Annotated in this window: 23 protein-coding genes; 7 read left to right on the forward strand and 16 right to left on the reverse strand. The window is 73.8% G+C overall.

Annotation, left to right across the window (positions count from 1 at the left end):
* The first annotated feature begins 38 nt into the window (after positions 1–38).
* Positions 39–2,234, forward strand: a complete 2,196-nt coding sequence (locus ZF1_RS15940; protein WP_346107205.1) for a heavy metal translocating P-type ATPase — start codon at positions 39–41, stop codon at positions 2,232–2,234.
* On the opposite strand, the gene ZF1_RS15945 is transcribed toward ZF1_RS15940, so the two are convergent.
* Entirely contained in the window at positions 2,177–2,668 is a 492-nt protein-coding gene (locus tag ZF1_RS15945) for a hypothetical protein (protein WP_482637643.1), read from the reverse strand. The two genes, ZF1_RS15940 and ZF1_RS15945, sit on opposite strands and share 58 nt — an antisense overlap.
* A gap of 86 nt (positions 2,669–2,754) precedes the next feature.
* Positions 2,755–3,381 carry a pyridoxal 5'-phosphate synthase glutaminase subunit PdxT gene (gene pdxT / locus ZF1_RS15950; RefSeq protein WP_073574646.1) on the reverse strand — a complete coding sequence of 209 codons (627 nt, stop codon included), beginning with the start codon at positions 3,379–3,381 and terminating at the stop codon, positions 2,755–2,757.
* 325 nt (positions 3,382–3,706) lie between these two features.
* Between pdxT and ZF1_RS15955 the strand changes: the two genes are divergently transcribed.
* A complete protein-coding gene (locus tag ZF1_RS15955) occupies positions 3,707–4,417 on the forward strand; it encodes a hypothetical protein (RefSeq protein WP_476651648.1) in 711 nt (236 codons plus the stop codon).
* A 5-nt stretch (positions 4,418–4,422) separates the two neighbouring features.
* Here ZF1_RS15955 and ZF1_RS15960 read toward each other — a convergent pair whose 3' ends face one another.
* The 3 genes from ZF1_RS15960 to ZF1_RS15970 all read right to left on the reverse strand — a co-directional run bounded on the left by ZF1_RS15960 (position 4,423) and on the right by ZF1_RS15970 (position 8,191).
* Positions 4,423–5,829 carry an NAD-dependent malic enzyme gene (locus ZF1_RS15960; RefSeq protein ID WP_482637644.1) on the reverse strand — a complete coding sequence of 469 codons (1,407 nt, stop codon included), beginning with the start codon at positions 5,827–5,829 and terminating at the stop codon, positions 4,423–4,425.
* A gap of 61 nt (positions 5,830–5,890) precedes the next feature.
* Entirely contained in the window at positions 5,891–7,165 is a 1,275-nt protein-coding gene (locus tag ZF1_RS15965; protein WP_405416776.1) for a DUF4032 domain-containing protein, read from the reverse strand.
* The gene (locus tag ZF1_RS15970) at positions 7,166–8,191 is read right to left on the reverse strand and encodes a LacI family DNA-binding transcriptional regulator (protein ID WP_482637645.1); all 1,026 of its coding nucleotides are present in this window, start codon (positions 8,189–8,191) and stop codon (positions 7,166–7,168) included.
* Between the two features lie 228 nt (positions 8,192–8,419).
* On the opposite strand from ZF1_RS15970, the gene ZF1_RS15975 reads away from it, so the two are divergent.
* From ZF1_RS15975 to ZF1_RS15990, 4 genes are read left to right on the forward strand one after another with little or no spacing between them, the layout of a single operon-like run.
* Positions 8,420–9,715: an extracellular solute-binding protein gene (locus ZF1_RS15975; RefSeq protein ID WP_482637646.1), complete on the forward strand. Its 1,296-nt coding sequence runs from the start codon at positions 8,420–8,422 to the stop codon at positions 9,713–9,715.
* Positions 9,712–10,671 (forward strand): carbohydrate ABC transporter permease, encoded by a 960-nt coding sequence (locus ZF1_RS15980; protein ID WP_062395722.1) that lies wholly within the window; start codon positions 9,712–9,714, stop codon positions 10,669–10,671. Before ZF1_RS15975 ends, ZF1_RS15980 begins: the two co-directional genes overlap by 4 nt.
* Positions 10,671–11,504, forward strand: coding sequence for a carbohydrate ABC transporter permease (locus tag ZF1_RS15985; RefSeq protein ID WP_224402290.1), 834 nt, complete (start codon positions 10,671–10,673; stop codon positions 11,502–11,504). Before ZF1_RS15980 ends, ZF1_RS15985 begins: the two co-directional genes overlap by 1 nt.
* Before the next feature lie 33 nt (positions 11,505–11,537).
* A complete protein-coding gene (locus ZF1_RS15990; RefSeq protein ID WP_482637647.1) occupies positions 11,538–12,776 on the forward strand; it encodes an ABC transporter ATP-binding protein in 1,239 nt (412 codons plus the stop codon).
* Positions 12,777–12,856: 80 nt separating this feature from the next.
* On the opposite strand, the gene ZF1_RS15995 is transcribed toward ZF1_RS15990, so the two are convergent.
* From ZF1_RS15995 to ZF1_RS16005, 3 genes are read right to left on the reverse strand one after another with little or no spacing between them, the layout of a single operon-like run.
* On the reverse strand, positions 12,857–14,320 hold the full coding sequence (locus ZF1_RS15995; RefSeq protein WP_251782335.1) for a DUF2867 domain-containing protein: 1,464 nt from the start codon (positions 14,318–14,320) through the stop codon (positions 12,857–12,859).
* 53 nt (positions 14,321–14,373) lie between these two features.
* A complete protein-coding gene (locus ZF1_RS16000; RefSeq protein WP_482637648.1) occupies positions 14,374–14,682 on the reverse strand; it encodes an AzlD domain-containing protein in 309 nt (102 codons plus the stop codon).
* Complete coding sequence (locus tag ZF1_RS16005) at positions 14,679–15,356, reverse strand: AzlC family ABC transporter permease (protein WP_346107225.1); 678 nt, start codon at positions 15,354–15,356, stop codon at positions 14,679–14,681. The genes ZF1_RS16000 and ZF1_RS16005 overlap by 4 nt, the downstream gene beginning before the upstream one ends.
* Positions 15,357–15,410: 54 nt before the next feature.
* Here ZF1_RS16005 and ZF1_RS16010 point away from each other — a divergent pair, with 54 nt between their 5' ends.
* Positions 15,411–15,971 carry a helix-turn-helix domain-containing protein gene (locus ZF1_RS16010; protein WP_405416773.1) on the forward strand — a complete coding sequence of 187 codons (561 nt, stop codon included), beginning with the start codon at positions 15,411–15,413 and terminating at the stop codon, positions 15,969–15,971.
* Here the strand turns inward: ZF1_RS16010 and ZF1_RS16015 are convergent, their stop codons facing one another.
* From ZF1_RS16015 to thrS, 8 genes are all read right to left on the reverse strand, one after another.
* Complete coding sequence (locus ZF1_RS16015; RefSeq protein WP_482637649.1) at positions 15,972–17,726, reverse strand: glycoside hydrolase family 16 protein; 1,755 nt, start codon at positions 17,724–17,726, stop codon at positions 15,972–15,974.
* Positions 17,727–18,067: 341 nt separating this feature from the next.
* The gene (gene pdxS / locus ZF1_RS16020; protein ID WP_073574636.1) at positions 18,068–18,985 is read right to left on the reverse strand and encodes a pyridoxal 5'-phosphate synthase lyase subunit PdxS; all 918 of its coding nucleotides are present in this window, start codon (positions 18,983–18,985) and stop codon (positions 18,068–18,070) included.
* Between the two features lie 16 nt (positions 18,986–19,001).
* On the reverse strand, positions 19,002–19,589 hold the full coding sequence (locus ZF1_RS16025; RefSeq protein WP_482637650.1) for an NUDIX hydrolase: 588 nt from the start codon (positions 19,587–19,589) through the stop codon (positions 19,002–19,004).
* Positions 19,586–20,710: a glycosyltransferase family 4 protein gene (locus tag ZF1_RS16030; RefSeq protein WP_482637651.1), complete on the reverse strand. Its 1,125-nt coding sequence runs from the start codon at positions 20,708–20,710 to the stop codon at positions 19,586–19,588. The genes ZF1_RS16025 and ZF1_RS16030 overlap by 4 nt, the downstream gene beginning before the upstream one ends.
* Positions 20,707–21,597, reverse strand: a complete 891-nt coding sequence (locus ZF1_RS16035; protein ID WP_482637652.1) for a phosphatidylinositol mannoside acyltransferase — start codon at positions 21,595–21,597, stop codon at positions 20,707–20,709. The genes ZF1_RS16030 and ZF1_RS16035 overlap by 4 nt, the downstream gene beginning before the upstream one ends.
* Positions 21,590–22,204 carry a phosphatidylinositol phosphate synthase gene (gene pgsA, locus ZF1_RS16040; RefSeq protein WP_208823641.1) on the reverse strand — a complete coding sequence of 205 codons (615 nt, stop codon included), beginning with the start codon at positions 22,202–22,204 and terminating at the stop codon, positions 21,590–21,592. Before pgsA ends, ZF1_RS16035 begins: the two co-directional genes overlap by 8 nt.
* Positions 22,205–22,298: 94 nt before the next feature.
* Positions 22,299–22,856: an HIT family protein gene (locus ZF1_RS16045; RefSeq protein WP_208823639.1), complete on the reverse strand. Its 558-nt coding sequence runs from the start codon at positions 22,854–22,856 to the stop codon at positions 22,299–22,301.
* 9 nt (positions 22,857–22,865) lie between these two features.
* Complete coding sequence (thrS, locus tag ZF1_RS16050) at positions 22,866–24,920, reverse strand: threonine--tRNA ligase (RefSeq protein ID WP_482637653.1); 2,055 nt, start codon at positions 24,918–24,920, stop codon at positions 22,866–22,868.
* Between the last annotated feature and the right edge of the window lie 21 nt (positions 24,921–24,941).

The raw sequence follows: 24,941 nt of genomic DNA on the forward strand, positions 1-24,941 counted from the left end.
CCGGTCCTCCGGGCACGACGAGCGAGACGAGCGAGACCGTGAGCACCGACACCGCCGGCCCGGACGCCACCGTCCTCAGCGACGCCGCGGGCCGCATCCGCTTCGCCGTCCCGGCCCTGCGCGGGCGGACCGCGCTGGCCGTGGCCGTCGAGGACGAGCTGGACCACGTCGGCGGGGTGCGGCAGGTGCACGCCTACCCGCGCACCGGCAACGTCGTCGTCTGGTACCGCCCGGGCTGCGACCGGGTCGAACTCGTCGAGGCCATCGGCAAGGGCCTCGGCGCCGAGCCGGAGGCCACCGCGGCCCGCACCCCTCGCTCGGCCGACCAGCACAACGGGGAGCTGGCCCGGCTGGTCGTCGGCGGGGTCGCGCTCGCCGCGCTCGGCTTCCGCCGTTACGCGCTGCGCCGCCCGCCGCTGCTCGGGCCGGCCAGCCGCACCGTCGCCACCGGCGTCACGATCTTCACCGGCTACCCGTTCCTGCGCGGCGCGCTCCGCTCGCTGGCCGGCGGGAAGGGCGCGGGTACCGACGCGCTGGTGTCCGCGGCGACCGTCGCCAGCCTCGTGCTGCGCGAGAACGTCGTCGCGCTGACCGTGCTGTGGCTGCTCAACATCGGCGAGTACCTGCAGGACCTCACGCTGCGCCGCTCCCGGCGCGCGATCTCCGAGCTCCTGACCGGCGCCACCACCCGCACCTGGACCCGGCTGGCCGACGGCACCGAGATCGAGATCGACATCGCCGACCTGTCGGTGGGCGACGAGGTCGTGGTGCACGAGCGGATCGTGCTCCCGGTCGACGGCGAGGTCGTCGCCGGCGAGGGCGTGGTCGACCAGGCCGCGATCACCGGCGAGCAGCTGCCCGTCTCGGTCGCCCCCGGGGCCGTCCTGCACGCCGGGTCGGTGCTGCTGCGCGGCCGGATCGTCGTGCGCGCCACCGCCGTCGGGCAGGACACCGCGATCGGGCGGATCATCGACCGGGTCGAGCAGGCCCAGGGCGACCGCGCCCCGATCCAGACCGTCGGCGAGAACTTCTCCCGCCGGTTCGTGCCGGCCTCGTTCCTGCTCTCGGCGCTGACCCTGGTCGTCACCCGCGACGTGCGGCGCGCGATGACGATGCTGCTCATCGCCTGCCCGTGCGCGGTCGGCCTGTCCACCCCGACGGCGATCTCCGCGGCGATCGGCAACGGCGCGCGGCGCGGCATCCTCATCAAGGGCGGCGCGCACCTCGAGGCGGCCGGCCGGGTCGACGCGGTGGTGTTCGACAAGACCGGCACGCTCACCCAGGGCCGCCCGGTCGTCACCAACGTCATCTCCTTCCACGACGACTGGGCGCCCGAGCAGGTCCTGGCCTACGCCGCGTCGTCGGAGATCCACTCCCGGCACCCGCTGGCACAGGCGGTCATCCGCTCCACCGAGGAGCGGCGGATCGAGATCCCGCCGCACGAGGAGTGCGAGGTCCTGCTCGGCCAGGGCATGCGGGTCCAGGCCGACGGCCGGGTACTGCTGATCGGCTCACGCGACCTGCTCCGCGCCCAGGGCGTCACGGTCCCGCGCAAGGCGGCGGACTGGGTGCGGCGACTGCAGAAGGCCTCGGAGACCCCCCTGCTGCTCGCCGTCGACGGCGCGCTGGTCGGCCTGGTCTCGCTGCGCGACACCGTGCGGACCGAGGCCCGCGACGTGCTGGAGCGGCTGCGCGCCGACGGCGTCACCCGGATCGTCATGCTCACCGGCGACCACCCGCAGACCGCGAAGGCCGTCGCCGAGGAGCTCGGCATCACCGAGTACCGCGCCGAGGTCATGCCCGAGCAGAAGCAGGACGTGGTCCGGGCGCTGCAGGCGCAGGGCCACACCGTCGCGATGATCGGCGACGGCACGAACGACGCCCCCGCGCTGGCGCTGGCCGACATCGGGATCGCGATGGGCGTGGCCGGGACCGACGTGGCGGTCGAGACCGCGGACGTCGCCCTCGCCGCCGACGACCTCCACGCGCTGCTCGACCTGCGTGACCTGGGGCGGCGCTCGATCACCCTGATCCGGCAGAACTACGGCATGTCGATCGCGGTGAACGCGGCCGGGCTGCTGGTCTCCGCCGGCGGGGCGATGTCACCGGTGGTCGCGGCGATCCTGCACAACGCCTCCAGCGTCGCGGTCGTCGCGAACAGCTCCCGGCTGATCCGCTACCGGATCCCCGCCGGCGCGGCGACGACCGTCGTCGAGGGTGAGGTCGTCCGGTAGAAGGCCCGGGCGGCGGGGTGGAAGAGCAGCACGACGGCGGCGATCACCTCGGCCACGTGCAGCCCGCGCAGCGCCGCCGCGACGAGCTCGGGCGCGGTCGCGGACACCAGGAACAGCCCGACCGAGCCCCCGTCGGCGAGGGCACGCACCGGTTCGACGACCAGTGAGGCCGTCCCGAGCACACCGAGCACGCCGAGGACGGTCCACCGGTACACGCCGTGCCCGGAGCGCAGCTGCAGCACGACCACGCCCAGGACCAGGTAGATGCCGGCGCGGACGGCCAGCTCCCCGGTCGCGGGCGGCACCGGTGCGGCCAGCCGGACCAGGGACTCGGCGAGCCCGGCCAGGATGGCGCCGAGCCACAGCGCGACGCTGAGGCCCACCGCGGAGGGCAGGACGGGGCGCGACCCGCTGGGCACGACGGTGGTGGTCATGCTCTCCAGGGTCCCCGCGCCGGGCCGGCCGGCCCACACGGCGCTCCCCCCGGTGGACCTGGGGTATCCCCCACCCCCGTGGGGGGTCAGCCTGCGGCGCGCACCATGTCGACGAACAGCGCGTGCACCCGCCGGTCCCCGGTCAGCTCGGGGTGGAACGACGTGGCGAGCACTGGGCCCTGCCGGATCGCGACCGCGCGCCCGGCCGCCTCACCGGCGTCGGCACCGGCGCTCGTGACGTCCGGGACGGAGGCGAGCACCTCGACGTCGCCGCCGGTCTTCTCCACCCACGGGGCGCGGATGAAGACCGCGTGCACCGGACCACCGATGAGCCCGGTGAAGTCCAGATCGGTCTCGAACGAGTCGACCTGGCGGCCGAAGGCGTTGCGCCGCACGACGACGTCGAGCCCGCCGAGCTGGTGCTGGTCGGGGCGGCCGTCGAGGATCTCCTCGGCCAGCAGGATCATGCCTGCGCACGATCCGTAGGCGGGCAGCCCGTCGCGGAGCCGGGCCCGCAGCGGCTCCAGCAGCTCGAAGGTGTCGAGCAGCTTGGACATGGTCGTCGACTCGCCGCCGGGCAGGACGATGCCGTCCACCGCGGCCAGCTCGGACGCACGGCGGACCGGCACGGCCTCGGCGCCCGCCGCGGTCAGCGCCGCCACGTGCTCGCGGACGTTGCCCTGCAGGGCCAGCACACCGATCCTCACCGCCATGCACGCCAGCCTAGACCCGTGCGACCTGCGGTAACCGCCCGTCCGGGGGTGAGCCGCGGCACCGTACGGCGGTGCCGCGCCCCGGGGTGCAGGACGGATCCTGGGCCTTCGCGCGGTGCCGGGCACGGCCCCGCCCGGGCACACGGGGGTGGGGCGTCATGGACATCGGAGCGACGGTGCGGGTCTTCCGGGCCGAACCCCTGGCTGCGCCGGGCGACCCGGACCGGGCGCCGGCGCACCCGCCGACCGATGGGGTGGCGACACCGGCCGCGCCGGTCCCGGACGGCATGCCACGGCGGGTCCCCGACCGGGCCGGTGAACCGGTGTGTGCCCCGCGCTGACACCGTCGGACGGCACCGCACCGGACGTCGCGGGCGTCGTCGTCGGCTGGCGGTGCTGGCGTGTCGCGGGCCCGCCCACCGCGCCGCGGCTGCGGTCCCCGGTGCACGTGGCCACCGAGTGGCCGCCCGGCGGCGCCCTCGCCGCGCACTGCGAGCTGCGCGGACACGAGGCACCGGACCCGGCCTGCACCTGCGGTGTGCACGCGGTCCGCGACCCGGCCCGGGTCGGCGGCGTCGGGTTCGGTCCCGGCACCGTGCTGGGCTGCGTCGCGCTGTGGGGTCTCGTCGTCGAGGGCGAGCACGGCTGGCGGGCCGGCGCCGGGGCACCGCTGGTGCTGTTCTGCGGGCCCGCGCTGGGCGACCCGGAGCGCAGCGGGCTGGCGCGGACCTACCGGATCGGGGTGCACCGGCTGCCGATCCCGGTCGCGACCACCGTCGAGCTGCCGCTCCCGGTCGCAACGGCCGGCGCGGTCCGTGCCGCCGCCGCCGAGGGCCGGGGCCTCGACGACGCCGCGGCCGCGTTCGTGACGGCCGTGCCCGTGCCGGACGCCCCGGCGCGCCCGGTGCGCGTGCCGCGACCCCGCCGGTTCGCGCTCGGGACGACGGCGGCGCTGGCCGTACTCGTCGCCGCGGCGGCCTCCCCCGCCGAGCACGTCCCCGTGCCCGCGCCGCCCGGGGTGGTCGTCCCCCGGTGAGCCGGTCAGCCCGCCTCGACCTCGCCGCGCTTCGCCTGCTTCGCGGCGGCACCGCGCAGCGCCTCGGCGACGGCCGGGGCCACGCTCTGGTCGAACACGCTCGGCACGATGAACGACGGGTTCGGCTCGGCGACGACGTCGGCGATCGCCTCGGCCGCGGCGAGCATCATCTCGTCGGTGATGTCGTGCGCCTGGGCGTCGAGCAGCCCGCGGAACACACCGGGGAACGCGAGCACGTTGTTGATCTGGTTCGGGTAGTCCGACCGGCCGGTCGCGACGACGGCGGCGTGCTTCATCGCCAGCGTCGGGTCGACCTCTGGGTCCGGGTTGGCCAGTGCGAACACGATCGAGTCGTCGTTCATGGTCCGCAGCTCGTCCTCGCCGAACAGGTTCGGCGCGCTGACCCCGATGAAGACGTCGGCCCCGACGAGCGCGTCGGCCAGGGTGCCCTGCTTGCCGTCCTTGTTGGTCTGCGCGGCGATCGAGACGAGGTTGTCGTCCATCCCCTCGCGTCCGGTGTGGACGATGCCGTCCACGTCGACCGCGACCACGTCGGCGGTCTGCTCCGAGCCGAGCAGCCGGATGATCGCCGAGCCGGCCGCGCCGACCCCGCAGACGACGACGCGGATGTCGGAGAACTTCTTGCCGACCACGCGCAGCGCGTTGCGCAGGGCGCCGAGGACGACGACGGCGGTGCCGTGCTGGTCGTCGTGGAAGACCGGGATGTCGAGCAGCTCGCGCAGCCGGCGCTCGATCTCGAAGCAGCGCGGCGCGGCGATGTCCTCCAGGTTGATGCCGCCGTAGCCGGGGGCGATCAGCTGGACGGTGCGGATGATCTCCTCGGTGTCCTGGGTGTCGAGGCAGACCGGCCAGGCGTCCACGTTGGCGAACTGCTTGAACAGCGCCGCCTTGCCCTCCATGACCGGCATCGCCGCGGCGGCGCCGATGTTGCCCAGGCCGAGCACCGCGGACCCGTCGGTGACGACGGCGACGGTGTTGCGCTTGATCGTCAGGCGCCGGGCGTCGGACGGGTTCTCCGCGATCGCCATCGACACCCGCGCGACGCCCGGGGTGTAGGCGCGCGACAGGTCGTCACGGGTGCGGAGGTTCACCTTGGACCGCACCTCGATCTTGCCGCCGAGGTGGAGCAGGAAGGTCCGGTCCGAGACCTTGCGGACCGAGAAGCCCTCGAGCTGCTCGATGGCCGTCTTGATCTCCTCGACGTGCTCGGTGTTGCGGGCGTTGACCGAGATGTCGACGACGAGACTCTCGGTGCGCGCCTCGACGACGTCGAAGGCGGTCACGACGCCACCGACCTGGCCGACGGCGGCGGTGAGGTCACCGGCCGAGGTGGGGTGGGCGGGGGCGTCGACGCGTGCGGTGATGGCGTAACCGGGACCGGGAATGGACACGGCCCGGAACAGTACCGCCGGGAGTGTGGTTACCGTGGCGTCAACGATGTGATGACGCGCGTCACCGCTCGTCGGCGTCGTCCGCGGGGATCCGCGGCAGCGGCCCGGTGGGGGCGTCGGCGACGGCCATCTTGGCCGCCGAGTCGGTCGGGGCGTGCCCCCCGAGGGCGGCCAGCGCGGTCTCGTTGCCGACGTCGGCGCCGGCCCGTTCGGACAACAGCCAGCGCACCTCCAGCAGGTCGCAGTACGCCTGCACCGGATCGCCGGCACCGCCGAGCGCGGTGTGCGCGCGGGCCGATCCGGGCTCGAGGCAGTGGTCGATCCAGCTGCGGGCGGCCGCGCGCTCCGACACCGGGTGACCGGTGCGCCGCTGCATCCAGTCGCGGTGGGCGTTGAGGTCGCCCAGCAGGATCCGGGCCTGGCCCTCCCCCACGCCGACACCGGTCAGCCTGCGCAGCGTCTCGGAGTGGTAGTTGCGGTCGCCGACGGCGATGTGCAGCCGCGACCGGCCGTCGCCGATCGGGAGCAGGGACACCTCGTCGACGGCGAAGCCCAGGTCGTTGAGCTCCCGGATGGCGCCCTCGACGCGGTAGCGGTCGCCGAAGGCGAAGACCGGCGAGGTGTGCAGCGCCTCCCACAGCTCCCGGTAGCGCTCGGGCAGGGCGGTCGCCTCGTCGATGAGCTGCGGGATCATCTCCGGCGGGCGCTCCAGCGAGGTCGCGAGGTCGATCATCCCGGCGGCGACGTTCTCGACCAGGATCGTCACGTCGTGCTCGCGCTGACCGTCGGACAGGCCGTCCGGGTGCACCTCGCTGGTCTCGGCGTCGACGAGGAAGGCCTGCAGGGTCTGCCCGTCGCGGGTGAACAGGGTGTTGTTGAGCGAGCAGTCCCCCCAGAACACGCCGTGCCGGTGCAGCTCGACCAGCAGCGAGATCATCGCGTCGAACAGCCGGGCGCGGTGCCGCGGCCGGTTCGGGGGCAGCCGCAGGAACAGCCTGCGGTACTGCCAGGACCCGGCGAGGTAGCGGGTCACCAGGATCGCGGTCTCGTGCGCCGGCTGGTTCACCAGCCCGGCCGGGCGGACCGCGGGCAGGCACTGGTGCTCGAGGCGCCGCAGCACGTCGTACTCGCGACGGGCGATCCGCTCCGGCATGTCCTTGAGCGCCCACAGTGCACCGTCGGCCTCGACGAAACGGACGAGGTGCCGGCTGGGGCCGACCTCCATGTCGCGCAGCGGGACCCGCATCTCGTCCCACCGTTCCAGCGGCTCGTTCCAGGGCAGCGCGATCAGCTCGGGGCCGGGGGCCCGCAGCACCAGCTCCGGCGGAGCGTCCATTCAGGACACCCCCCGCACGCCGCGGGCCGGTGGGGCGGTGGAGCCGCGGATGACCAGCCGGGTCGGCAGGGTGGCGAGCGGTTCGACCGGCTCGCCGGCCAGCGTCGCCAGCGCCATCCGGGCCGCCACGGCACCCTGCTCGGCCGCCGGCTGGGCCACGGTGGACAGATCGGTCAGCGCGGCCAGCGGGTGGTCGTCGATACCGATGACCGACACGTCGCCGGGCACCGCGAGCCCGGCCCGGCGCAGCGTGCCGACGGCGCCGAGGGCGACCTCGTCGGTGTGGGCGTAGACCGCCGTCGGCGGGTCGGACAGCCCGAGCAGCTCCCCCATCGCCCGCGCCCCGCCCTCCGGGCTCCAGGGCACGCTCACCGTCAGGGCGGCGTCGTGTTCCACGCCGGCGTCGGAGAGCGCCGCCCGGTAGGCGGCGGCACGCCCCTCGGGCTGGCCCGGGTCGAGCTCCGGGTCGGTGGTGACGATCATCCCGATCCTCCGGTGTCCGAGGTGGAGCAGGTGGTCGACGGCCTGGCGACCGGCGACGCACTCGTCGATCGACACCGAGGGGTGATTGCCGATCCGGGTCCCCGCCGACACGATGCCGACGCCGATCCGCTCCAGCCGGGCGCGCTCGGCGTCGTCGACCCCGAACCCCAGCAGCACGACGGCGTCGGCACGCCGGCGGGCGGGCAGCTCGGCGAAGAACGCGCGCCGGGCCGCGGCGTCGCCCAGGTGGTAGAGCAGCACGTCGCGCCCGGCCTCGCGCACCACCTCGGACAGCCCCTCCAGCGCCGCCCCGAACCACCACCGCGACAGGTGCGGGACGACGACGGCGATCCGCCCCGTCGTGCCCCGCGCGAGCCCGGAGGCGTCCGGGCTCACGACGTACTCCAGGGCGCGCGCGGCCTCCCACACGCGGGCGCGGGTGGCCTCGGCGACGTGGGGGTGATCGCTGAGCGCGCGTGACGCGGTGGCCGGTGAGACCTTGGCCAGCCGGGCCACGTCGGCCAGGTTGACCGGTTCGGGCACGACACATGTATGCCCAAAGCTGGAAGCGATTGCAAGAGCGGATGTTATCCGACTGCGCTGGACCATCGCCTGTCGATCAGTAAGGATCGTCGGCTACCAGCCTGACCGATGTGAGTCTTGACACTCCTGGGTGAAAGGCCCACAGTCTCGGTTGGAAACGCTTCCAACGTCGCCGACGAGCGACGGGACCCAAGCAGCGGTATCGGACACGGGAGTTCGGAGTTGACCATGCGTCGCACACGGTGGAGGAGGACGCTGGCCGCCGGTGCGGCCACCGTCGCCCTCGCCCTGCTGGCGGGCTGCGGAGGCGCACCCGCGGGCCCGCCGGTCCTCAACTGGTACATCAACCCCGACGACGGGGGGCAGGCGGAGATCGCCCAGCGCTGCTCGGCGGCGTCGAACGGGCAGTACCAGATCGCGGTGTCGGTGCTGCCGCGCCAGTCCGCGGAACAGCGTCAGCAGTTGATCCGCCGGCTCGCGGCCAACGACAGCTCGATCGACATCATGTCCATCGACCCGCCCTACATCCCCGAGTTCGCCGAGGCGAAGTTCCTGGCCCCGGTGCCCGAGGAGGTCGCGCAGCGGACCACCGCCGGGATCGTGAACTCCGCGAAGGAGGGCGCGAGCTGGAACGGTGAGCTCGTCACGGTGCCGTTCTGGGCCAACACCCAGCTGCTCTGGTACCGCAAGTCGCAGGTCGCCGGCACCGGGCTGGACCTGTCGAAGCCGGTCACCTGGGACCAGGTCGTGCAGACCGCGCAGGCCAAGAACTCGATCATCGCCGCGCAGGGCATCCGCGCGGAGTCGCTGACCGTCTGGCTGAACGCGCTGGTCGAGGGCGGCGGCGGGCAGATCGTCACCAACGCCTCGCCGCAGAACCCGGAGGGCGTCCAGCTCGGCCTGGACTCCCCCGCCGCGACGAAGGCCGCCGAGATCATGAAGGCGGTCTCGGCCGTCGGTGGTCCCGGCTTCTCGACCAACTCCGAGGACGAGAACTCCAACGCCTTCCAGTCCGGTGACGCGATGTTCCAGGTGAACTGGCCGTTCGTCTGGGGCAAGGTCAACAGCGCCGTCGAGGAGGGGACCGTCCCCCAGTCCACGCCGGACGACTTCGGCTGGGCGCTCTACCCGCAGACCGAGGCCGGCAGGCCCTCGGCCCCGCCCTACGGCGGCATCAACCTCGGCGTCGGCGCCTTCAGCAGGCACACCGACCTGGCCTACCAGGCCACCGAGTGCATCACCTCGACCGAGAACCAGAAGCAGTACTTCCTCACCAACGGCAACCCGGCCGCCCGGATCTCGGTGTTCACCGACCCGGACGTGGTGCAGAAGTTCCCGATGGCCCCGGTCATCGCGCAGTCGCTGCAGCAGGCCAAGCCGCGCCCGCAGACGGCGTACTACAGCGAGGTCTCCGAGTCCATCCAGCGCACCTACCACCCGACCGCGGGCATCGACCCGCCGACCGTCGGCCCCGCGACCGCCGCGCTGATCAAGGCGGTCCTCGCCAAGGAGGAGCTGCTGTGACCACGACGACCGAGCGGCCCGGGACCGGGACCGGGGCCTCCCCGGCCCCGCGCGGTGCCAGTGACCGCAGCCGGGCCGAGCAGAAGCTCGGCTGGTACCTCGCGGGCCCGGCGTTCGCGGTGATGCTGCTGGTGACGGCCTACCCGATCATCCAGGCCGTCTACTACTCGCTGTTCGACTACCGGCTGACCGACCCGGACAACATCTCCTTCGTCGGCCTGAAGAACTACGCGGTCATCCTCACCGACTCGATCTGGTGGACCTCCTTCGGCGTCACGGTGTTCATCACCGTGGTCACCGTCGCGGTCGAGCTGGTCCTGGGCTTCCTGCTCGCGCTGGTCATGATGAACGCGCTCAAGGCGATCCGGCCGGTGCTGCGCGCTGCGATCCTGATCCCCTACGCGGTCATCACGGTCGTGTCGGCGTTCGCCTGGCAGTACGCGTTCTCCCTCGACTCGGGCTTCGTGAACTCCTGGTTCGGCTGGCTGCCCGGGATCTCGGCCGACACCGACTGGTTCGGCTCGACCGGCTCGTCGCTGTTCGTGATCTGCCTGGCCGAGATCTGGAAGACCACCCCGTTCATCTCGCTGCTGCTGCTCGCGGGTCTGGCCCAGGTGCCCGACGTGCTGCAGGAGGCCGCCCGCGTCGACGGCGCGACCTGGTGGCAGCGGATGTGGAAGGTCACCCTCCCGAACATGAAGGCGGCGATCATGGTCGCCCTGCTGTTCCGGACCCTGGACGCGTTCCGCGTGTTCGACTCGGTGTTCGTGATGACGGCCGGGGCGAACAGCACCGAGACGGTGTCGTTCCTGGCCTACCGCCAGACCATCGCCCGCGTCGAGATCGGACTCGGCTCCGCGGTGTCGGTGCTGCTGTTCCTGTCCGTCGTGATCATCTGCATCGGGTTCATCAAGGGGTTCAAGGTCGACCTGTCCCAGGCCCGAGGGGAGAAGTGATGTCCACCCGCGAGAGAGTCCTCTGGATCGTCGCCGGCATCGCGATCGTCGTCTACGCCCTGTTCCCGGTGGGCTGGATCGTGTCGCTGTCGCTGAAGTCGAGCGACGACATCGCCAACAAGCAGTTCCTCCCGACCTCGGTGTCGTGGAGCAACTACTCCCAGATCCTCGTCGGGGACGCGGCCGGGCTGTTCCTGCCCGCGCTGCGCAACTCCTTCGGCATCTGCATCATCGCGACGTTCCTGGCGTGCGTGCTGTCGATGTTCGCCGCCTACGCGATCGCCCGGCTCGACTTCCGGGGCAAGAAGCTGATCCTGTCGACCGCGCTGGCGGTGGCGATCTTCCCGGTCATCTCGATCGTGACGCCGCTGTTCAACCTGTGGCGCCAGATCGGGCTCTACGACACCTGGCCCGGCCTGATCATCCCCTACCTGTCGCTGACCCTGCCGCTGTCGATCTGGACCATGTCGGCGTTCTTCCGCGAGATCCCGTGGGAGATGGAGCAGGCCGCGCAGGTCGACGGCGCCACCACCTGGCAGGCGTTCCGCAAGGTGATCGTCCCGCTGGCGACGCCCGGGGTGTTCACCACCGCGATCCTGGCGTTCTTCATCGCCTGGAACGACTTCGCCTACGGCATCTCGCTGACCTCGACCGGCGCGTCCCGCCCGGTCCCGGCCGCGCTGGGCCTGTTCTCCGGGGCCTCGCAGTTCGAGTCGCCCAACGGCCCGATCGCCGCCGCCGCCGTGATCGTGACCATCCCCGTCGTCGTGCTCGTCCTGCTGTTCCAGCGGCGCATCGTCGCCGGTCTGACCAACGGCGCCGTCAAGGGCTGACACCCCGTACACAGAGAGAGGAACCGACCGGCCATGGCGTCGATCGAGATGAAGAACATCGTCAAGAAGTACGGGGACGGCTTCCCGGCCGTGAACGACGTGAGCATGGACATCGCCGACGGCGAGTTCATGATCCTCGTCGGCCCGTCCGGCTGCGGGAAGTCGACACTGCTGCGGATGATCGTCGGTCTGGAGGACATCACCTCCGGCGACATGGTCATCGCCGGCAACCGCGTCAACGACAAGGCCCCGCGGGACCGCAACCTGTCGATGGTGTTCCAGAACTACGCGCTCTACCCGCACCTGTCGGTCTTCGAGAACATCGCGTTCCCGCTGCGCCTGGCCAAGGCGCCCGAGGACGAGATCAAGCAGAAGGTCGACACCGCGGCGAAGGTCCTGGAGCTGGGTGAGCACCTGCAGCGCAAGCCCGCGAATCTGTCCGGCGGTCAGCGCCAGCGGGTCGCGATGGGTCGTGCCATCGTCCGTGACGCCGACGCGTTCCTGTTCGACGAGCCGCTGTCCAACCTGGACGCGAAGCTGCGCGGGCAGATGCGCACCGAGATCGCCCGCCTGCAGCGCCGCCTCGGTATCACCACCGTCTACGTCACGCACGACCAGACCGAGGCGATGACCCTCGGTGACCGGGTCTGTGTCCTGCGCAAGGGCGTCATCCAGCAGGTCGCCTCGCCGCGCGAGCTCTACGAGCAGCCGGTCAACCTGTTCGTCGCCGGATTCATCGGGTCGCCGCCGATGAACTTCCTGCCCGCGACCGTGGCCGGGAACAAGCTGGAGACGCCGTTCGGCCCGATCGAGCTCGACGCCGCGCGCGCCGAGAAGGTCGCCGGACGCGAGCTGGTGCTGGTCGGCATCCGGCCGGAGTACTTCGAGGACGCCTCCCTGGTCGACGAGGCCAAGCGCCACGTCGGGTCGACCTTCACCGCGAAGGTCGACGTGACCGAGTGGCTGGGCGACTCGCAGTACGCCTACATCCCCTACGAGGCCCCGGCCGAGGTGGAGACCAAGCTCAAGGAGCTGTCGCGGGAGCTCGACGCCGATCAGCTGCGTACGCAGGCGATCGTGTCGATCGACTCGACCAGCCGGATCCGGGAGGGCCGCGACGCCGAGTTCTGGCTGGACGCGCGGAAGATCCACGTGTTCGACCCGGAGTCGGGCGAGAACCTGACCCGCGACCCCGAGGCCGGAGCCGAGCTGACCCGGCTCGCGGCCGAGGACCGCGCCGAGCAGGTGGCCCAGGCCCGCAGCCGGGACTGAGGCGCCGCCCCCGTCGCCCCCAGGGGAACTCTCGTGGCTTAGAGCGCTACGAGAGTTCCCCTGGGGGCACCCCGGAGGGGTCAGAGGGCGCGGACGTCGCGCCGGTAGCGGGTCTCGGCGACCCCGGCGAGGGTCCGCGCCATCACGGCGAACACGAAGCGCTGCGACGGGTAGGCCGCCAGCCATCCCAGCCGCCCGGCCATCCCGCGTGGGGTGAACCGCAGGGTCTGGGTGTAGCGGCTGGTCAGCCGGTCGGTCGGGGTGACGGTGAGCTCGAGCCGGGCGTCGCCGGGGAGCCGGTCCGCGGCGCGCAGCACCAGCCGCCGCCCCGGTTCGACGGTCTCGACGGTCCAGCGGTCCAGGGGCTCTCCCGGGACGAGGCGGGCCGGGCCGTCGCCGTGCCGGCGCGGGACGACACCGGGCCCACCGGCGAGGACGTCGAGGTGGCCGGTCAGCGTCGCGACGCCCGGGACGGTGTACCAGCCGTGCGGGCCGCCGAGCGTCTCGATCACCGACCAGACGGCGCGGGCGGGAGCGGCGACGTCGTGGGTGTCGGTCGTCGACCACTCCAGCGGACCGGTGCCGGGCGGGTCGGAGGGCCCCGGCCCGGCCGCGCCGACGCCGTCGAGGGCGCGGCGGACCGCCGTGCGGTACGGGGTCCGGCCGCCGGGCGGGGTGCCGATGAGCGCGTCGAGGGCCGCGAGGTCGTCGGGGTCGGCCACCAGCTCGTGACGCATGGACTCGACCAGCGGCTCGGCCAGCCCGCGGCCGACCGGGGTGAGCGCGGCGACGGCGCGGGCGGTGAGCCGCGGCGCGGACAGCGGGACGGGCACCGGGAACGGCCGCAGCAGTCCTGCCTCGGCGGCGAACTCGCTCATCAGGGACCGGTAGGTGTGCACGTCGGGACCACCGACGTCGAACGCCCGGTCCACCCCGGCGGGCAGGTCGAGGCAGCCGACGAGGTCGTACAGCACGTCGTCGACGGCGATCGGCTGGATCCGGTTCCAGGCGCGGTCGGGCAGCGGCAGGACCAGCGGACCGCCCATCGCGGTCTCGGTGAGGTGCCGGATCATCTCGAAGCTGGCCGAGCCGGTGCCGACGACGATCCCGGCCCGCAGCACGGCGGTCGGGACGGGCCCGGCGAGCAGGATGTCCCCGACCTCGCGGCGCGAGGACAGGTGCTGCGACACCCGCCGGGTGCCGGCCTCGGGCTGCAGCCCGCCCAGGTAGACGATGCGGCGTACACCGGCCGCGGCGGCGCCGTCGGCCAGCGCGTGCGCGGCGGTGCGGTCGCGGTCGGCGTAGCCGGGGCCGTCCATGGCGTGCACCAGGTGGACGACGGCGTCGGCACCCTCGCAGGCCCGGCGCACGTCGGCCGGTTCCCGGGCGTCGCCACGGACCGCGTCGACCGCCTCCCCCCACGGGTGCGCGGCCAGCTTGCCCGGGGTGCGGGCGAGCACCCGGACGTCGTGGCCGGCGTCGAGCAGGCGCGGGACGAGCCGGGAGCCGACGTAGCCGGTGGCGCCGAGGACGAGCACGTGCATGGGTCGATCCTCGCGGGCCCCGGCGCGGGGCGCGCGCCGGGGTGACGACCGGCTCAGCCGATCCCGGCCAGCCGCAGCCCGGCCGTCGTCGCCGCGGCGAGGACGACGACCAGCACGAACGGCACCCGCAGCAGCAGCGCACCGGCGGCCACGGCGACCCCGGCCGGGCGGGCCAAGCCGGCGAACCCGGCCCCCTCGAACCAGGTGCCGGTCGCGACGAGCGCGACGAGCAGCCCGACCGCTCCCAGCTCGACCAGGCGCACGGTGCGCGGGGACAGGGCGACCCGGTCGTGCAGGACCAGCGGCAGCAGCCGCATGAGGTAGGTCCCGCCGGCGAGGACGAGCAGCGCGGCGACGGTCACGGCTGCTCCCCCGTGGTCCGGCCGGCCGCGCCGACGCCGAGCAGGCCGGCCAGCACGGGCAGGCCCGCGGGCAGGAACGGCGCGCAGGCCAGCGACAGGGTGGCGGCGGCTGCGCCGACCCGACGGGCGTCGACCCGGCGCAGCATCGGGACGAGCATGGCCAGCAGCGCGGCCGGGAAGGCTGCGTCGAGCCCGAACGCGGCCGGGTCCGGCACGCTCGCCCCGAGCACCAGACCGGCCGCGGTGCCGAGCTGCCAGCAGAGGTACTTCGCGACGCCGAGGATGCGGAACGCGCGCCATCCCCGCCCGGGGACGTCGGTGCGGGCCAGCACGAACGCCGTCGACTCGTCGGTGACGACGTGCGCCGCGGGCAGCCGCGCCCAGCCTCCGCCCAGGTGACGGGCCAGGGCCAGGCCGAACGGCAGGTGCCGCAGGTTGAGCACCAGCCCCGCGGCGACGGCGGCCCACACACCGCCCCCGGCGGCCAGCACTCCGGTGACGAGCAGCTGGGCGCCGCCCGCGAACACGAGCAGCGACATCGCCATCGTCATGGCCGGGGACAACCCGGCGGCCGGCGCGAGCGCGCCGAAGGAGACCCCGACGACGGCGACGGCCACCGAGATGGTGACGGCGTCGCGGACGTCCCCGCGGGTCGTTCGCTGTATCGAACGCATGCCCGATGCAGTGAACAACAGCGGCTGTGTTCGTCAAGTCGAACGAGGAGACCGATGAATCGAACGCCTGGGCCACCGCTCGCGACGATCGCGGCGGCCATCCGCCGGGAACGGGAGCGCCTCGGCATCTCCTCGGCCGAGCTCGCCCGCCGGGCGGGCATCGCGAAGTCGACGTTGTCGCAGCTGGAGGCGGGGACCGGGAACCCGAGTGTGGAGACGCTCTGGGCGATCGCGGTCGTCGCCGAGGTCCCGTTCAGCGCGCTGGTGGAGCCGCCGTCGTCGACGGTGCGGGTGGTGCGGTTCGCCGACCGTCCCGCGATCCGGTCGGAGGAGGCCGCCTACACCGGAGCACTGCTGTCCCCGTGCCCACCGGGGGCGCGCCGCGACCTGCACCTGGCCACCTGCGAGCCGGGGCCGCCCCGGGCCGCCGACGCGCACTCCCCCGGCACCGTCGAGCACGTGGTGGTGTCGGCGGGCCGGTGGGTGATCGGGCCGGAGGGCGAGGAGGTCGAGCTGGATCCGGGGGACCATCTGACGTTCCCGGCCGACCGCCCGCACTCCTACCGCGCGCTCACCCCGGGCGCGACCGCGGTGATGGTCATGGAGTACCGCTGATCACGTGCCGCTCGCGCCGCGGGTCGCCGAGCCGGGCTCCCGGTCCGGACCGCCCTCGGTGATGCGGTGCAGCAGTCCGTCGAGGAGCCCCTCGTCGTCGCCGCCCGCGTCGCCGGAGCCGTCCCCGCCCTTCCCGGACTCGGGCAGGGCGTACTGGCGGACCCAGTCGACCTGCATCTCCGAAGGCTTCACGTCACCGCCGCCCTTGGGGAACCAGTCGAGCTGGATCGTCAGGTGCATCGGCCCGGGAGGCAGGACCGAGGTGTCGTCGGTGTGCCACCACTGCTTGCCGTCGACGAAGGCGGTCACACCCTTCGGCGTCCACTCGACCGCCCAGTTGTGCCACTGGGTCGCGTCGATGTCGACCGAGCCCTGGACCTGGGAGTTGTCCTCGCCGTAGTGCAGGAACAGGTTGGTCTTCTGCCGGGTGTGGTCGGTCATCTCCATGAAGTCGATCTCACCGCCGACCGGGAAGTCCTCGGCAGTGGGCCAGAGCAGCAGCAGCGCGTTGTACGACGGGTCCGACGCGGGTGCCCGCACCCGGCCCTCCCAGCGGCCGTACTTCTGGCTGCTGTCCGACCAGGCCATGCCGCCGGTGGTGCCGTCGGCGTCGCCGTCGATGGTGAGCAGGCCGTCCTTCACCGAGATCGCCGACGGGGAACGGGTCCCCTTGCCGGCGTGGCCGGGTCCGTCGTAGGGGCTCCAGCCCGTGAGGGCGTCGCCGTCGAAGTCGTCGACCTTGGTGGGCTCGCCCCAGCCGTGCGCGACGGCGGCGGTGGTCGCCGCGCCCGGGTAGGACGGGACCGCCGGGGCCGCGCCGGCGGCGCAGTCCACGGGGGCGGGGGTCGCACCGGGGGCCGGTTCGCCGGCCGGGGTGGTCGCGGCGCCGCCGGGCGCCGTGCCCAGGGTCGCGTTCGCCGAGGTCGTGTCGGCGGGTGACCCCGGGGCGCCGGTCCGGTCGCCCTGGTCGCCGGCCGGACCGCGGTCGCCGTTCGGAGCGCCGTCCCCGCCCGATGTCGTGTCGTCGCCCGACCCCGGGTCGGGGGTCGTGCCGTCTCCGGGGCCCTTGTCGCCGCCGGAACCCTGGTCGCCGCCCGAGCCCTGGTCGCCACCCGAACCGTGATCGTCGCCGGAACCCTGGTCGCCGCCCGAACCGTGATCGTCGCCGGAACCCTGGTCGCCGCCCGGCGTCCGGTCATCGGAGGAGTCCCGCGTCGTGTCGCCGGCGCCGGAGTCGCCCGCGCCCGATGTCGTGTCGCCGGAGTCCCCACCGGAACCCGAGCCCTGGCCGGAGCCGGAGCCTCGATCGTCACCCGAACCGGACCCCGCGTCGTCCCCCGAGCCGCCCGATCCCGACGATCCCCCGTCGCCGCCGGAGCCGGAGTCGTCGCCGCCCGAGCCGCCGTCGCCGCTCCCCGACCCGTCGCCCGAGGAGCCGTGGTCGCCACCGGAGGAGCCGTGGTCGTTCGAGGAGCCCTGGTCGTCGCCCGAGCCGCCCCCGGAGGGGCCGTCCCCCTCGGGCCCGGCCGCCCCGGGGGCGGCGGAGGCGCCGGGCTTCCCCGACCCGGCGCTTCCGTCACCACCGGTGGCCGGACCACCCGAACCGGCTCCCCCACCCGGGGCGGTGCCCGTCGTGGGGCAGTCCGCGGTCGTCGTCGCACCCGGTCGGCCGTCCCCGGTGTCCGCGAACGCCGCAGCCGGAAAGCTGATCAACATCGCGGCGGCGATCGCCACGACCCTCACAGAGCGTCCCATCAGGCTCCTCCGTAACAGTGGTCTCCTGATCCCCACGGAACGCTAGATGCCACAGAGTCACCACGAGCACCTGTGTCACCACATCGAGTAGGCAACCCCTCCACCGAGCGACCGCGGAACGTGGCCGGAACGGACACCCCACGCGTCCGAGGGACCGATCGGGTCACCGGACCGTGGCCCGCACCCGGACCCGTCCCCCGCCACCCGGGGTTCCGGCGTCGCCGCACGGGTCCGGACCCGAGCGGCGCACGGGGACACCTGCGCGGCAGCGGGGCCGGGAACGGCGAGAGCCCCGTCCGGCGGTGTGCCGGACGGGGCTCTCGGAGCGGAGCGGAGGGTGCTTACCAGCCGCGAGCGGCGTAGCGCTGCTCCTCGGGGATGTCGGCGATGTTGATGCCGACCATGGCCTCGCCGAGACCGCGGGAGACCTTGGCGATCATCTCGGGGTCGTCGTGAAAGGTCGTGGCCTTCACGATCGCCGACGCGCGCTGCGCCGGGTCGCCGGACTTGAAGATGCCGGAGCCGACGAACACGCCCTCGGCGCCGAGCTGCATCATCATCGCGGCGTCGGCCGGGGTCGCGATGCCACCCGCGGTGAACAGCACGACCGGCAGCTTCCCGGTGCGGGCCACCTCGGCGACCAGCTCGACCGGGGCGCGCAGCTCCTTGGCCGCGATGTAGAGCTCGGCGGCGTCGAGCGAGGCGAGCCGGCCGATCTCGGCGCGGATCGAGCGCATGTGCCGGGTGGCCTCGACGACGTTGCCGGTGCCGGCCTCACCCTTCGAGCGGATCATCGCCGCACCCTCGGAGATGCGGCGCAGGGCCTCACCGAGGTTGGTGGCACCGCAGACGAACGGGGCGGTGAAGCTCCACTTGTCGATGTGGTGGGCCTCGTCGGCCGGAGTCAGCACCTCGGACTCGTCGATGTAGTCGACGCCGAGGGACTGCAGGACCCGGGCCTCGACGAAGTGGCCGATGCGGGCCTTCGCCATGACCGGGATGGACACGGCCTCGACGATGCCGGTGATCATGTCCGGGTCCGACATGCGGGCCACGCCGCCGTTGGCACGGATGTCGGCCGGGACGCGCTCCAGGGCCATGACGGCGACGGCCCCGGCGTCCTCGGCGATCTTGGCCTGATCCGGGGTGACGACGTCCATGATCACGCCGCCCTTCAGCATCTCGGCCATCCCGCGCTTCACCCGCGCGGTGCCGTGCTGCGGACCGGCGGTGTCGGGGGTGTTCTCAGCTGCGGACACGGGTGATCGGAGCTCCTCACATGACGGTCGGACTGCGTGGCGATTCTACGTGAGGTCGCGCAGGTGAACGCGGCGGTTCCGGATCGGCGATCTCGAAGTACACCGGCTCCGGTGCGGTGCCGTGCAGCCGCAGCAGCCGCACCAGCCGCCGCGACCGCAGGGCACGGGTGTCGCGGACGGCGTCGTTGTGCACCCGGCGGGCCAGCACGACCAGTGCCTCGGCATCGGCGAGGTCGTCGCAGGGCCCCGGCCGGCCCGGCCCCCGCCCGACGACGGCGAGCTGCCTGGTCAGGGCGTTCTCCGCGGCCTCGCGGGCGGCGCGGCTCCCGGCCGGGTCCCGGCCGTCCGGGGCCGGAGCGGGCAGTGCCCGCGCGGCGACGGCGGCCTGTCGCAGGTCCGGCGGTGCGGCGGGACCGAGGGCGTCGGCGACGGCGAGCGCGATCCGGGCCCGGGAGTCCAGCGCCGCGGCGAGCCCGGCCCGGGCGGCGTCGACCCGCACGTGCAGCCGGTGCAGGCGCCGGACCCGTGTCACGCACCACAGGGTGAGAGCCGCCACCAGCAGCGTCGCGAGGACCACTCCCCCGGCGACGACGGCCGCGCTCACCGCGCGCCCCCGCGCACGAGCGGCCGTGGCGCGCCGGCGATCGCGGCCCGGTACACACGCAGCACGTCGGAGGCCACGACCGGCCAGTCGTAGCGCTGCGCCCGGTCCCGCCCGGCGGCGGCGAGCCGGGCGCGGGCGGTCCCGTCGTCGAGCAGGCGGGTGAGCGCGGCGGCCAGGGCGGCGTCGTCGCCGGGTGGGAACAGTGCACCGGCGCGGCCGTCGTCGAGCACGGCACGGAAGGACTCGAGGTCCGCGGCCAGCACCGGGGCGCCCGCGGCCATCGCCTCGGTCAGCACCATCCCGAAGCTCTCCCCGCCGCGGTGCGGTGCGCAGAACACCGCGACCGAGCGCAGCGCGGCGGCCTTGGTCGCCTCGTCGACCGGACCGAGCAGGTCGATCCGACCCGCCAGGCCCGGTCCCGCGGCGCGCCGCAGCCGGTCGCCGTCGCCACGGCCGACGACGAGCAGCCGCACGTCCGGGCGCTCGGCGACGGTCCGGCGCAGCGCCGCCAGCAGCACCGGCATGCCCTTGCGGGGCTCGTCGAAGCGGCCGACGTAGCCGACCCGCACCGCGGGCGGCAGGTCCAGTGCCGGCCCGTGCGCGAACCGGGCGACGTCGACGCCGTTGGGGATCTCGGTGGCGTCGCCGCCCAGGTGCTCGACCTGGACCCGGCGGGCGGTCGCCGACACCGCGATCCGCGCCGTCACCCGCTCCAGCAGGGGGCGCGCCACGGGTCCGAACGCGGCGAGGACCCGGGACCGCTCGGTGGAGGTGTGGAAGGTCGCGACGACCGGCCCGCGGGCGTCGAGCAGCGCGAGCGCCGACACCGACGGGGTCGTGGGCTCGTGGACGTGCAGCACGTCGAAGTCGTGCGCGGCGAGCCAGCGCCGGGTGCGGTGGCGGGTCAGCGGGCCGAACGCGACGCGGGCGACGGAGCCGTTGTAGGGGACGCCGACGGCCCGCCCGGCCGGGGTGACGAACTCGGGCGCGGTGCCGGTCGTCGGGGCCAGCACCTCGACCGTGTGCCCGAGCGCGCGCAGCGCGGCGGCCAGGTCCAGGACATGGCGCTGCACTCCCCCGGCGACGTCGAGGGAGTACGGGCAGACGATCCCGATCCTCATCCCGTGCCGACCGGCTGGAGCATGTGCCAGTCCCACGGGCGGCGGGCGATCATGTCGCCGAACGCGTCGGCGAGGTGCTGGACGGCACCGGGACCGGGCGGGACGGGCGCGCCCACCTCGACGCCCCAGGCGTCGTCGGTGAAGTAGGGGTAGGCCGGGTGGAGCGCGGCGCCGGTGAGCCGGGCGAGCCGCGCAGGGCCGGACGGCAGCCGGGCGGGTCCCCCGAGGAACGTCACGCCGGTCCCGGTGCCGGTCAGGTCGCGGTCGGCGACCAGGCAGACGACCCCGCCGCGGCGCAGCCGCCCGGTCAGCGCGCGGTGCGCGGCGCGGGGGTCGTCGGCGGTCACGACCTCGAACCCGAGCGCGCGCCGGTAGGCGAGGAACCGGCGGAACAGGGCCTCGGGGCGCAGCCGCTGCACGACGGTGGTCAGCGCCGGTTCGAGCCCGAGCCGGTCGAGCTCGCGCAGCAGGTAGAGCCCGGCGAGGTCCCAGTTGCCGGCGTGCGGGAGGGCGAACACGACCCCGCGCCCGGACCGGGTGGACGCCAGCGCACCGGCGACGCCGTGGGCGTGCGGGTGCATCGCGGCGTGCACCGCGGCGGGGTCGAGGCCGGGCAGTGCGAACGCCTCGCGCCAGTAACGGGCGTAGCTGCGCATCCCGGCGGCGACCAGTGCGTCGAGCTCGGCGGGGGTCGCGTCGGGCCGGGCCCGGCGCAGGTTGTGCCGCAGCCGTCGTACCCCGGGGCCGTCGCGGCGGACCGCGAGCGCGGCGCCGGCGTCGAACACCCGTGCGGCGACGCCGGCCGGGAGCCGCCCCGCGACCCGCCAGCCCGCCGCGTACCCGGCGGCGCTCAGCGCAGCGGTGGTGCGCGTCCGCAGGTCAGGCACGCGGTGCCTCGCGGGAGCTGTGCCGTACCGCCAGGATCCGCTGGCCGAGGGTCACCGCCGTCCCGATCGCCAGCACGACGAGGGTGACGGTCAGCGCCCACGGCACCCCGATGCCGGACAGGAACGCCCCGACCAGGCCGAGGATGAGCCGTTCGGCGCGTTCGACGAGGCCGCCCTCGGCGGTGAGCCCGACGGACTCGGCGCGGGCCTTGACGTAGGACACGATCTGGCCGCCGACCAGGGCCACCAGCGCGGCGGCACCCGCCAGGGGCTCGGCCCCGCCGGTCAGCGCCCACCAGGCGAGCCCGGCGAACAGGGCGCCGTCGACGATCCGGTCGCAGGTCGAGTCGAGCACCGCCCCGAACGGGGTGCCGTGCCCGCGGGCGCGGGCCATCGCGCCGTCGATCAGGTCGGTCAGCACGAACAGGGTGACCAGCACCGCGCCGAGGGCCAGCCGGCCGGTCGGCAGGAACGCCAGCGAGCAGGCCACGGCCCCGACGGTGCCGAGCACGGTCACGGTGTCCGGGCTGACACCGCGGTCGATCAGGGCCCGCCCGACGGGGTCGGTGAGCCGGTTGACGTGCGCGCGGGCGAACAGGTTCAGCATCGGCGGCTGCATGCTCCCGTGCAGGACGGCGGCGGTGGGGGACGCTGCCAGCGTAGTCCGACACCGGGTCCGCCCGCCGTCGGCGCGGCCGGAGTCAGCGACGTGGCGGTTCCCACGCCCGCGCCAGCTGGTCACGGGTCTCGGCGAGCAGCTGCGGGATCACCTTCGTCTGCCCGACGACGGCGATGAAGTTCGCGTCCCCGCCCCACCGCGGGACGACGTGCTGGTGCAGGTGCTCCGCCAGCGACCCGCCCGCGACGTGGCCCAGGTTCAGGCCCACGTTGAACGCGTGCGGCGCCGCGACCTTCTTCATGGTCACGACGGCCTGCCGGGTGAACGCCATCAGCTCGCCGGCCTCGGAGTCGGTGAGCCCCTCCAGGTCCGCGACGTGCCGGTAGGGCAGCACCATCAGGTGCCCCGGGTTGTACGGGTGCAGGTTCAGCAGCGCGAACACCTCGTCGCCCCGCGCGACGACGAGGTTGTCCGCGTCCGGGTCCGTCGAGTCGCCCAGGGTGTCCCCCCGGGCGATCCGGCAGAACGGGCAGCCGGTGTCACCGGCGCCCTGGATGTAGGCGAGCCGGTGCGGGGTCCACAGCCGGGCGAAGCCGTCGGGCGTCCCGGTCCCCTCCTGCGGGACCCACTCCTGCTCCATGCGCCGATCCTAGGCGCCGACCCCGAAGCTCTCCGCGGTCGGCGAGGTGTTCGTGCGCGACCGCACCCACTCGATGATCGAGGTGACCGCCTGCTCGACCGGCACCGCGTTGGTCTGCGAGCCGTCACGGAAGCGGAAGCTGACCGCGCCCGCCTCGACGTCGCGCCCGCCGACGAGCAGCAGGAACGGCACCTTCTGCAGCGTGTGGGTGCGGATCTTCTTCTGCATCCGGTCGTCGCCGGAGTCGACGTCGATCCGGATGCCCGCGGCGCGCAGCCGGGCGGCGATGTCGCGGACGTAGTCGTCCTGGGCCTCGGTGACCGGGATCCCCACCACCTGGACGGGGGCCAGCCACGCCGGGAAGGCGCCGGCGTAGTGCTCGGTGAGCACGCCGAAGAAGCGCTCGATCGAGCCGAACAGCGCGCGGTGGATCATGACCGGACGCTGCCGGGAACCGTCGGAGGAGGTGTACTCCAGCTCGAAGCGGTCCGGCAGCATCAGGTCGACCTGGATGGTGGACATCTGCCAGTAGCGGCCGATCGCGTCGCGGGCCTGCACCGAGATCTTCGGGGCGTAGAACGCGGCGCCGCCCGGGTCGTCGCGCAGCTCCAGCCCGAAGCTCTCCGCGGCGTCGCGCAGCGCCTGGGTGGCCTCGCTCCACGACTCGTCGGACCCGATCGACTTCTCCGGGTTGCGGGTGGACAGCTCCAGGTAGAAGTCGTCGAGGCCGTAGTCGCGCAGCAGGTCCAGCACGAACTGCAGCAGGCTGCGGATCTCGCCCTGCATCTGCTCGCGGGTGCAGTAGATGTGCGCGTCGTCCTGGGTGAAGCCGCGGGCGCGGGTGAGGCCGTGCACCACACCGGACTTCTCGTAGCGGTAGACGGTGCCGAACTCGAACAGCCGCAGCGGCAGCTCGCGGTAGGACCGCCCGCGCGAGGCGAAGATCAGGTTGTGCATCGGGCAGTTCATCGGCTTGAGGTAGTAGTCGACGGCCGGCCGCTTCAGCTCGCCGTCGCCGGTGTACTCGGCGTCGAGCTGCATGGGCGGGTACATGCCCTCGGCGTACCACTCCAGGTGGCCGGACTTCTCGAACAGCGCGCCCTTGGTGGCGTGCGGGGTGTAGACGAACTCGTACCCGGCCGCGGCGTGCCGCTCGCGGGACAGGTCCTCCAGCTCCTTGCGGACGACGCCGCCCTTGGGGTGGAAGACGGGCAGGCCCGACCCGATCTCGTCGGGGAAGCTGAACAGGTCCAGCTCGCTGCCCAGGCGGCGGTGGTCGCGCCGCTCGGCCTCGGCGACGCGCTCCAGGTAGGCGTCGTGCGCCTCCTGCGACTCCCACGCGGTGCCGTAGATCCGCTGGAGCTGGGCGTTGCGCTGGTCGCCCCGCCAGTACGCGGCGGCCGAGCGGGTCAGCGAGAACGCCGGGATGAACTTGGTGGTCGGCAGGTGCGGGCCACGGCACAGGTCCGACCAGACGACGGCGCCGGTGTGGGCGTGCACGTTGTCGTAGACGGTGAGCTCGCCGGAGGAGTCGACCTCCATGACCTCGCCGTCGTCGGCGCCGCCCTTGAGGTCGATCAGCTCCAGCTTGTAGGGCTGGTCGGCCAGCTCGGCGCGGGCCTCGTCCCGCGAGGCGTAGCGACGGCGCTCGAAGCGCTGCCCCGCCTTCACGATCTTCTTCATCGCCGACTCGATCTTCTTCAGATCCTCGGGCGTGAAGGGGGTGTCGACGTCGAAGTCGTAGTAGAAGCCGTCGGTGACCGGCGGGCCGATGCCCAGCTTCGCCTTCGGGAACAGCTGCTGGACGGCCTGGGCGAGCACGTGCGCCGCCGAGTGCCGGATGACGCTGCGCCCCTCGTCGGTGTTCGCCGGGACCGGCACGACCTCCGCGTCGGCCTCGGGGGCCCAGGCCAGGTCGCGCAGGACGCCCTCGGCGTCACGCACGACGACGATCGCCTCGGGACCGCTGGTCGGCAGCCCGCCCTCCCGGACACGCGCGCCGGCGGTCGTCCCGGCCGGCACCCGGATCGGGGCGGACGCGGGCGGGGCGGACGGTGCGGACACGGGGGTGCCTCCTCAGGTGGT

The organism is Pseudonocardia sp. ZF1, assembly GCF_056835605.1.

Excerpts from the sequence above, each read along its gene's own strand:
- ZF1_RS15945 (WP_482637643.1), bottom strand. The coding sequence starts at position 2,668 with ATGACCACCACCGTCGTGCCCAGCGGGTCGCGCCCCGTCCTGCCCTCC.
- pdxT (WP_073574646.1), bottom strand. The coding sequence starts at position 3,381 with ATGGCGGTGAGGATCGGTGTGCTGGCCCTGCAGGGCAACGTCCGCGAG.
- ZF1_RS15965 (WP_405416776.1), bottom strand. The coding sequence starts at position 7,165 with ATGGACGCTCCGCCGGAGCTGGTGCTGCGGGCCCCCGGCCCCGAGCTG.
- ZF1_RS15975 (WP_482637646.1), top strand. The coding sequence starts at position 8,420 with ATGCGTCGCACACGGTGGAGGAGGACGCTGGCCGCCGGTGCGGCCACC.
- ZF1_RS15985 (WP_224402290.1), top strand. The coding sequence starts at position 10,671 with ATGTCCACCCGCGAGAGAGTCCTCTGGATCGTCGCCGGCATCGCGATC.
- ZF1_RS15990 (WP_482637647.1), top strand. The coding sequence starts at position 11,538 with ATGGCGTCGATCGAGATGAAGAACATCGTCAAGAAGTACGGGGACGGC.
- ZF1_RS15995 (WP_251782335.1), bottom strand. The coding sequence starts at position 14,320 with ATGCACGTGCTCGTCCTCGGCGCCACCGGCTACGTCGGCTCCCGGCTC.
- ZF1_RS16005 (WP_346107225.1), bottom strand. The coding sequence starts at position 15,356 with ATGCGTTCGATACAGCGAACGACCCGCGGGGACGTCCGCGACGCCGTC.
- ZF1_RS16010 (WP_405416773.1), top strand. The coding sequence starts at position 15,411 with ATGAATCGAACGCCTGGGCCACCGCTCGCGACGATCGCGGCGGCCATC.
- ZF1_RS16015 (WP_482637649.1), bottom strand. The coding sequence starts at position 17,726 with ATGGGACGCTCTGTGAGGGTCGTGGCGATCGCCGCCGCGATGTTGATC.
- ZF1_RS16030 (WP_482637651.1), bottom strand. The coding sequence starts at position 20,710 with ATGAGGATCGGGATCGTCTGCCCGTACTCCCTCGACGTCGCCGGGGGA.
- pgsA (WP_208823641.1), bottom strand. The coding sequence starts at position 22,204 with ATGCTGAACCTGTTCGCCCGCGCGCACGTCAACCGGCTCACCGACCCC.
- ZF1_RS16045 (WP_208823639.1), bottom strand. The coding sequence starts at position 22,856 with ATGGAGCAGGAGTGGGTCCCGCAGGAGGGGACCGGGACGCCCGACGGC.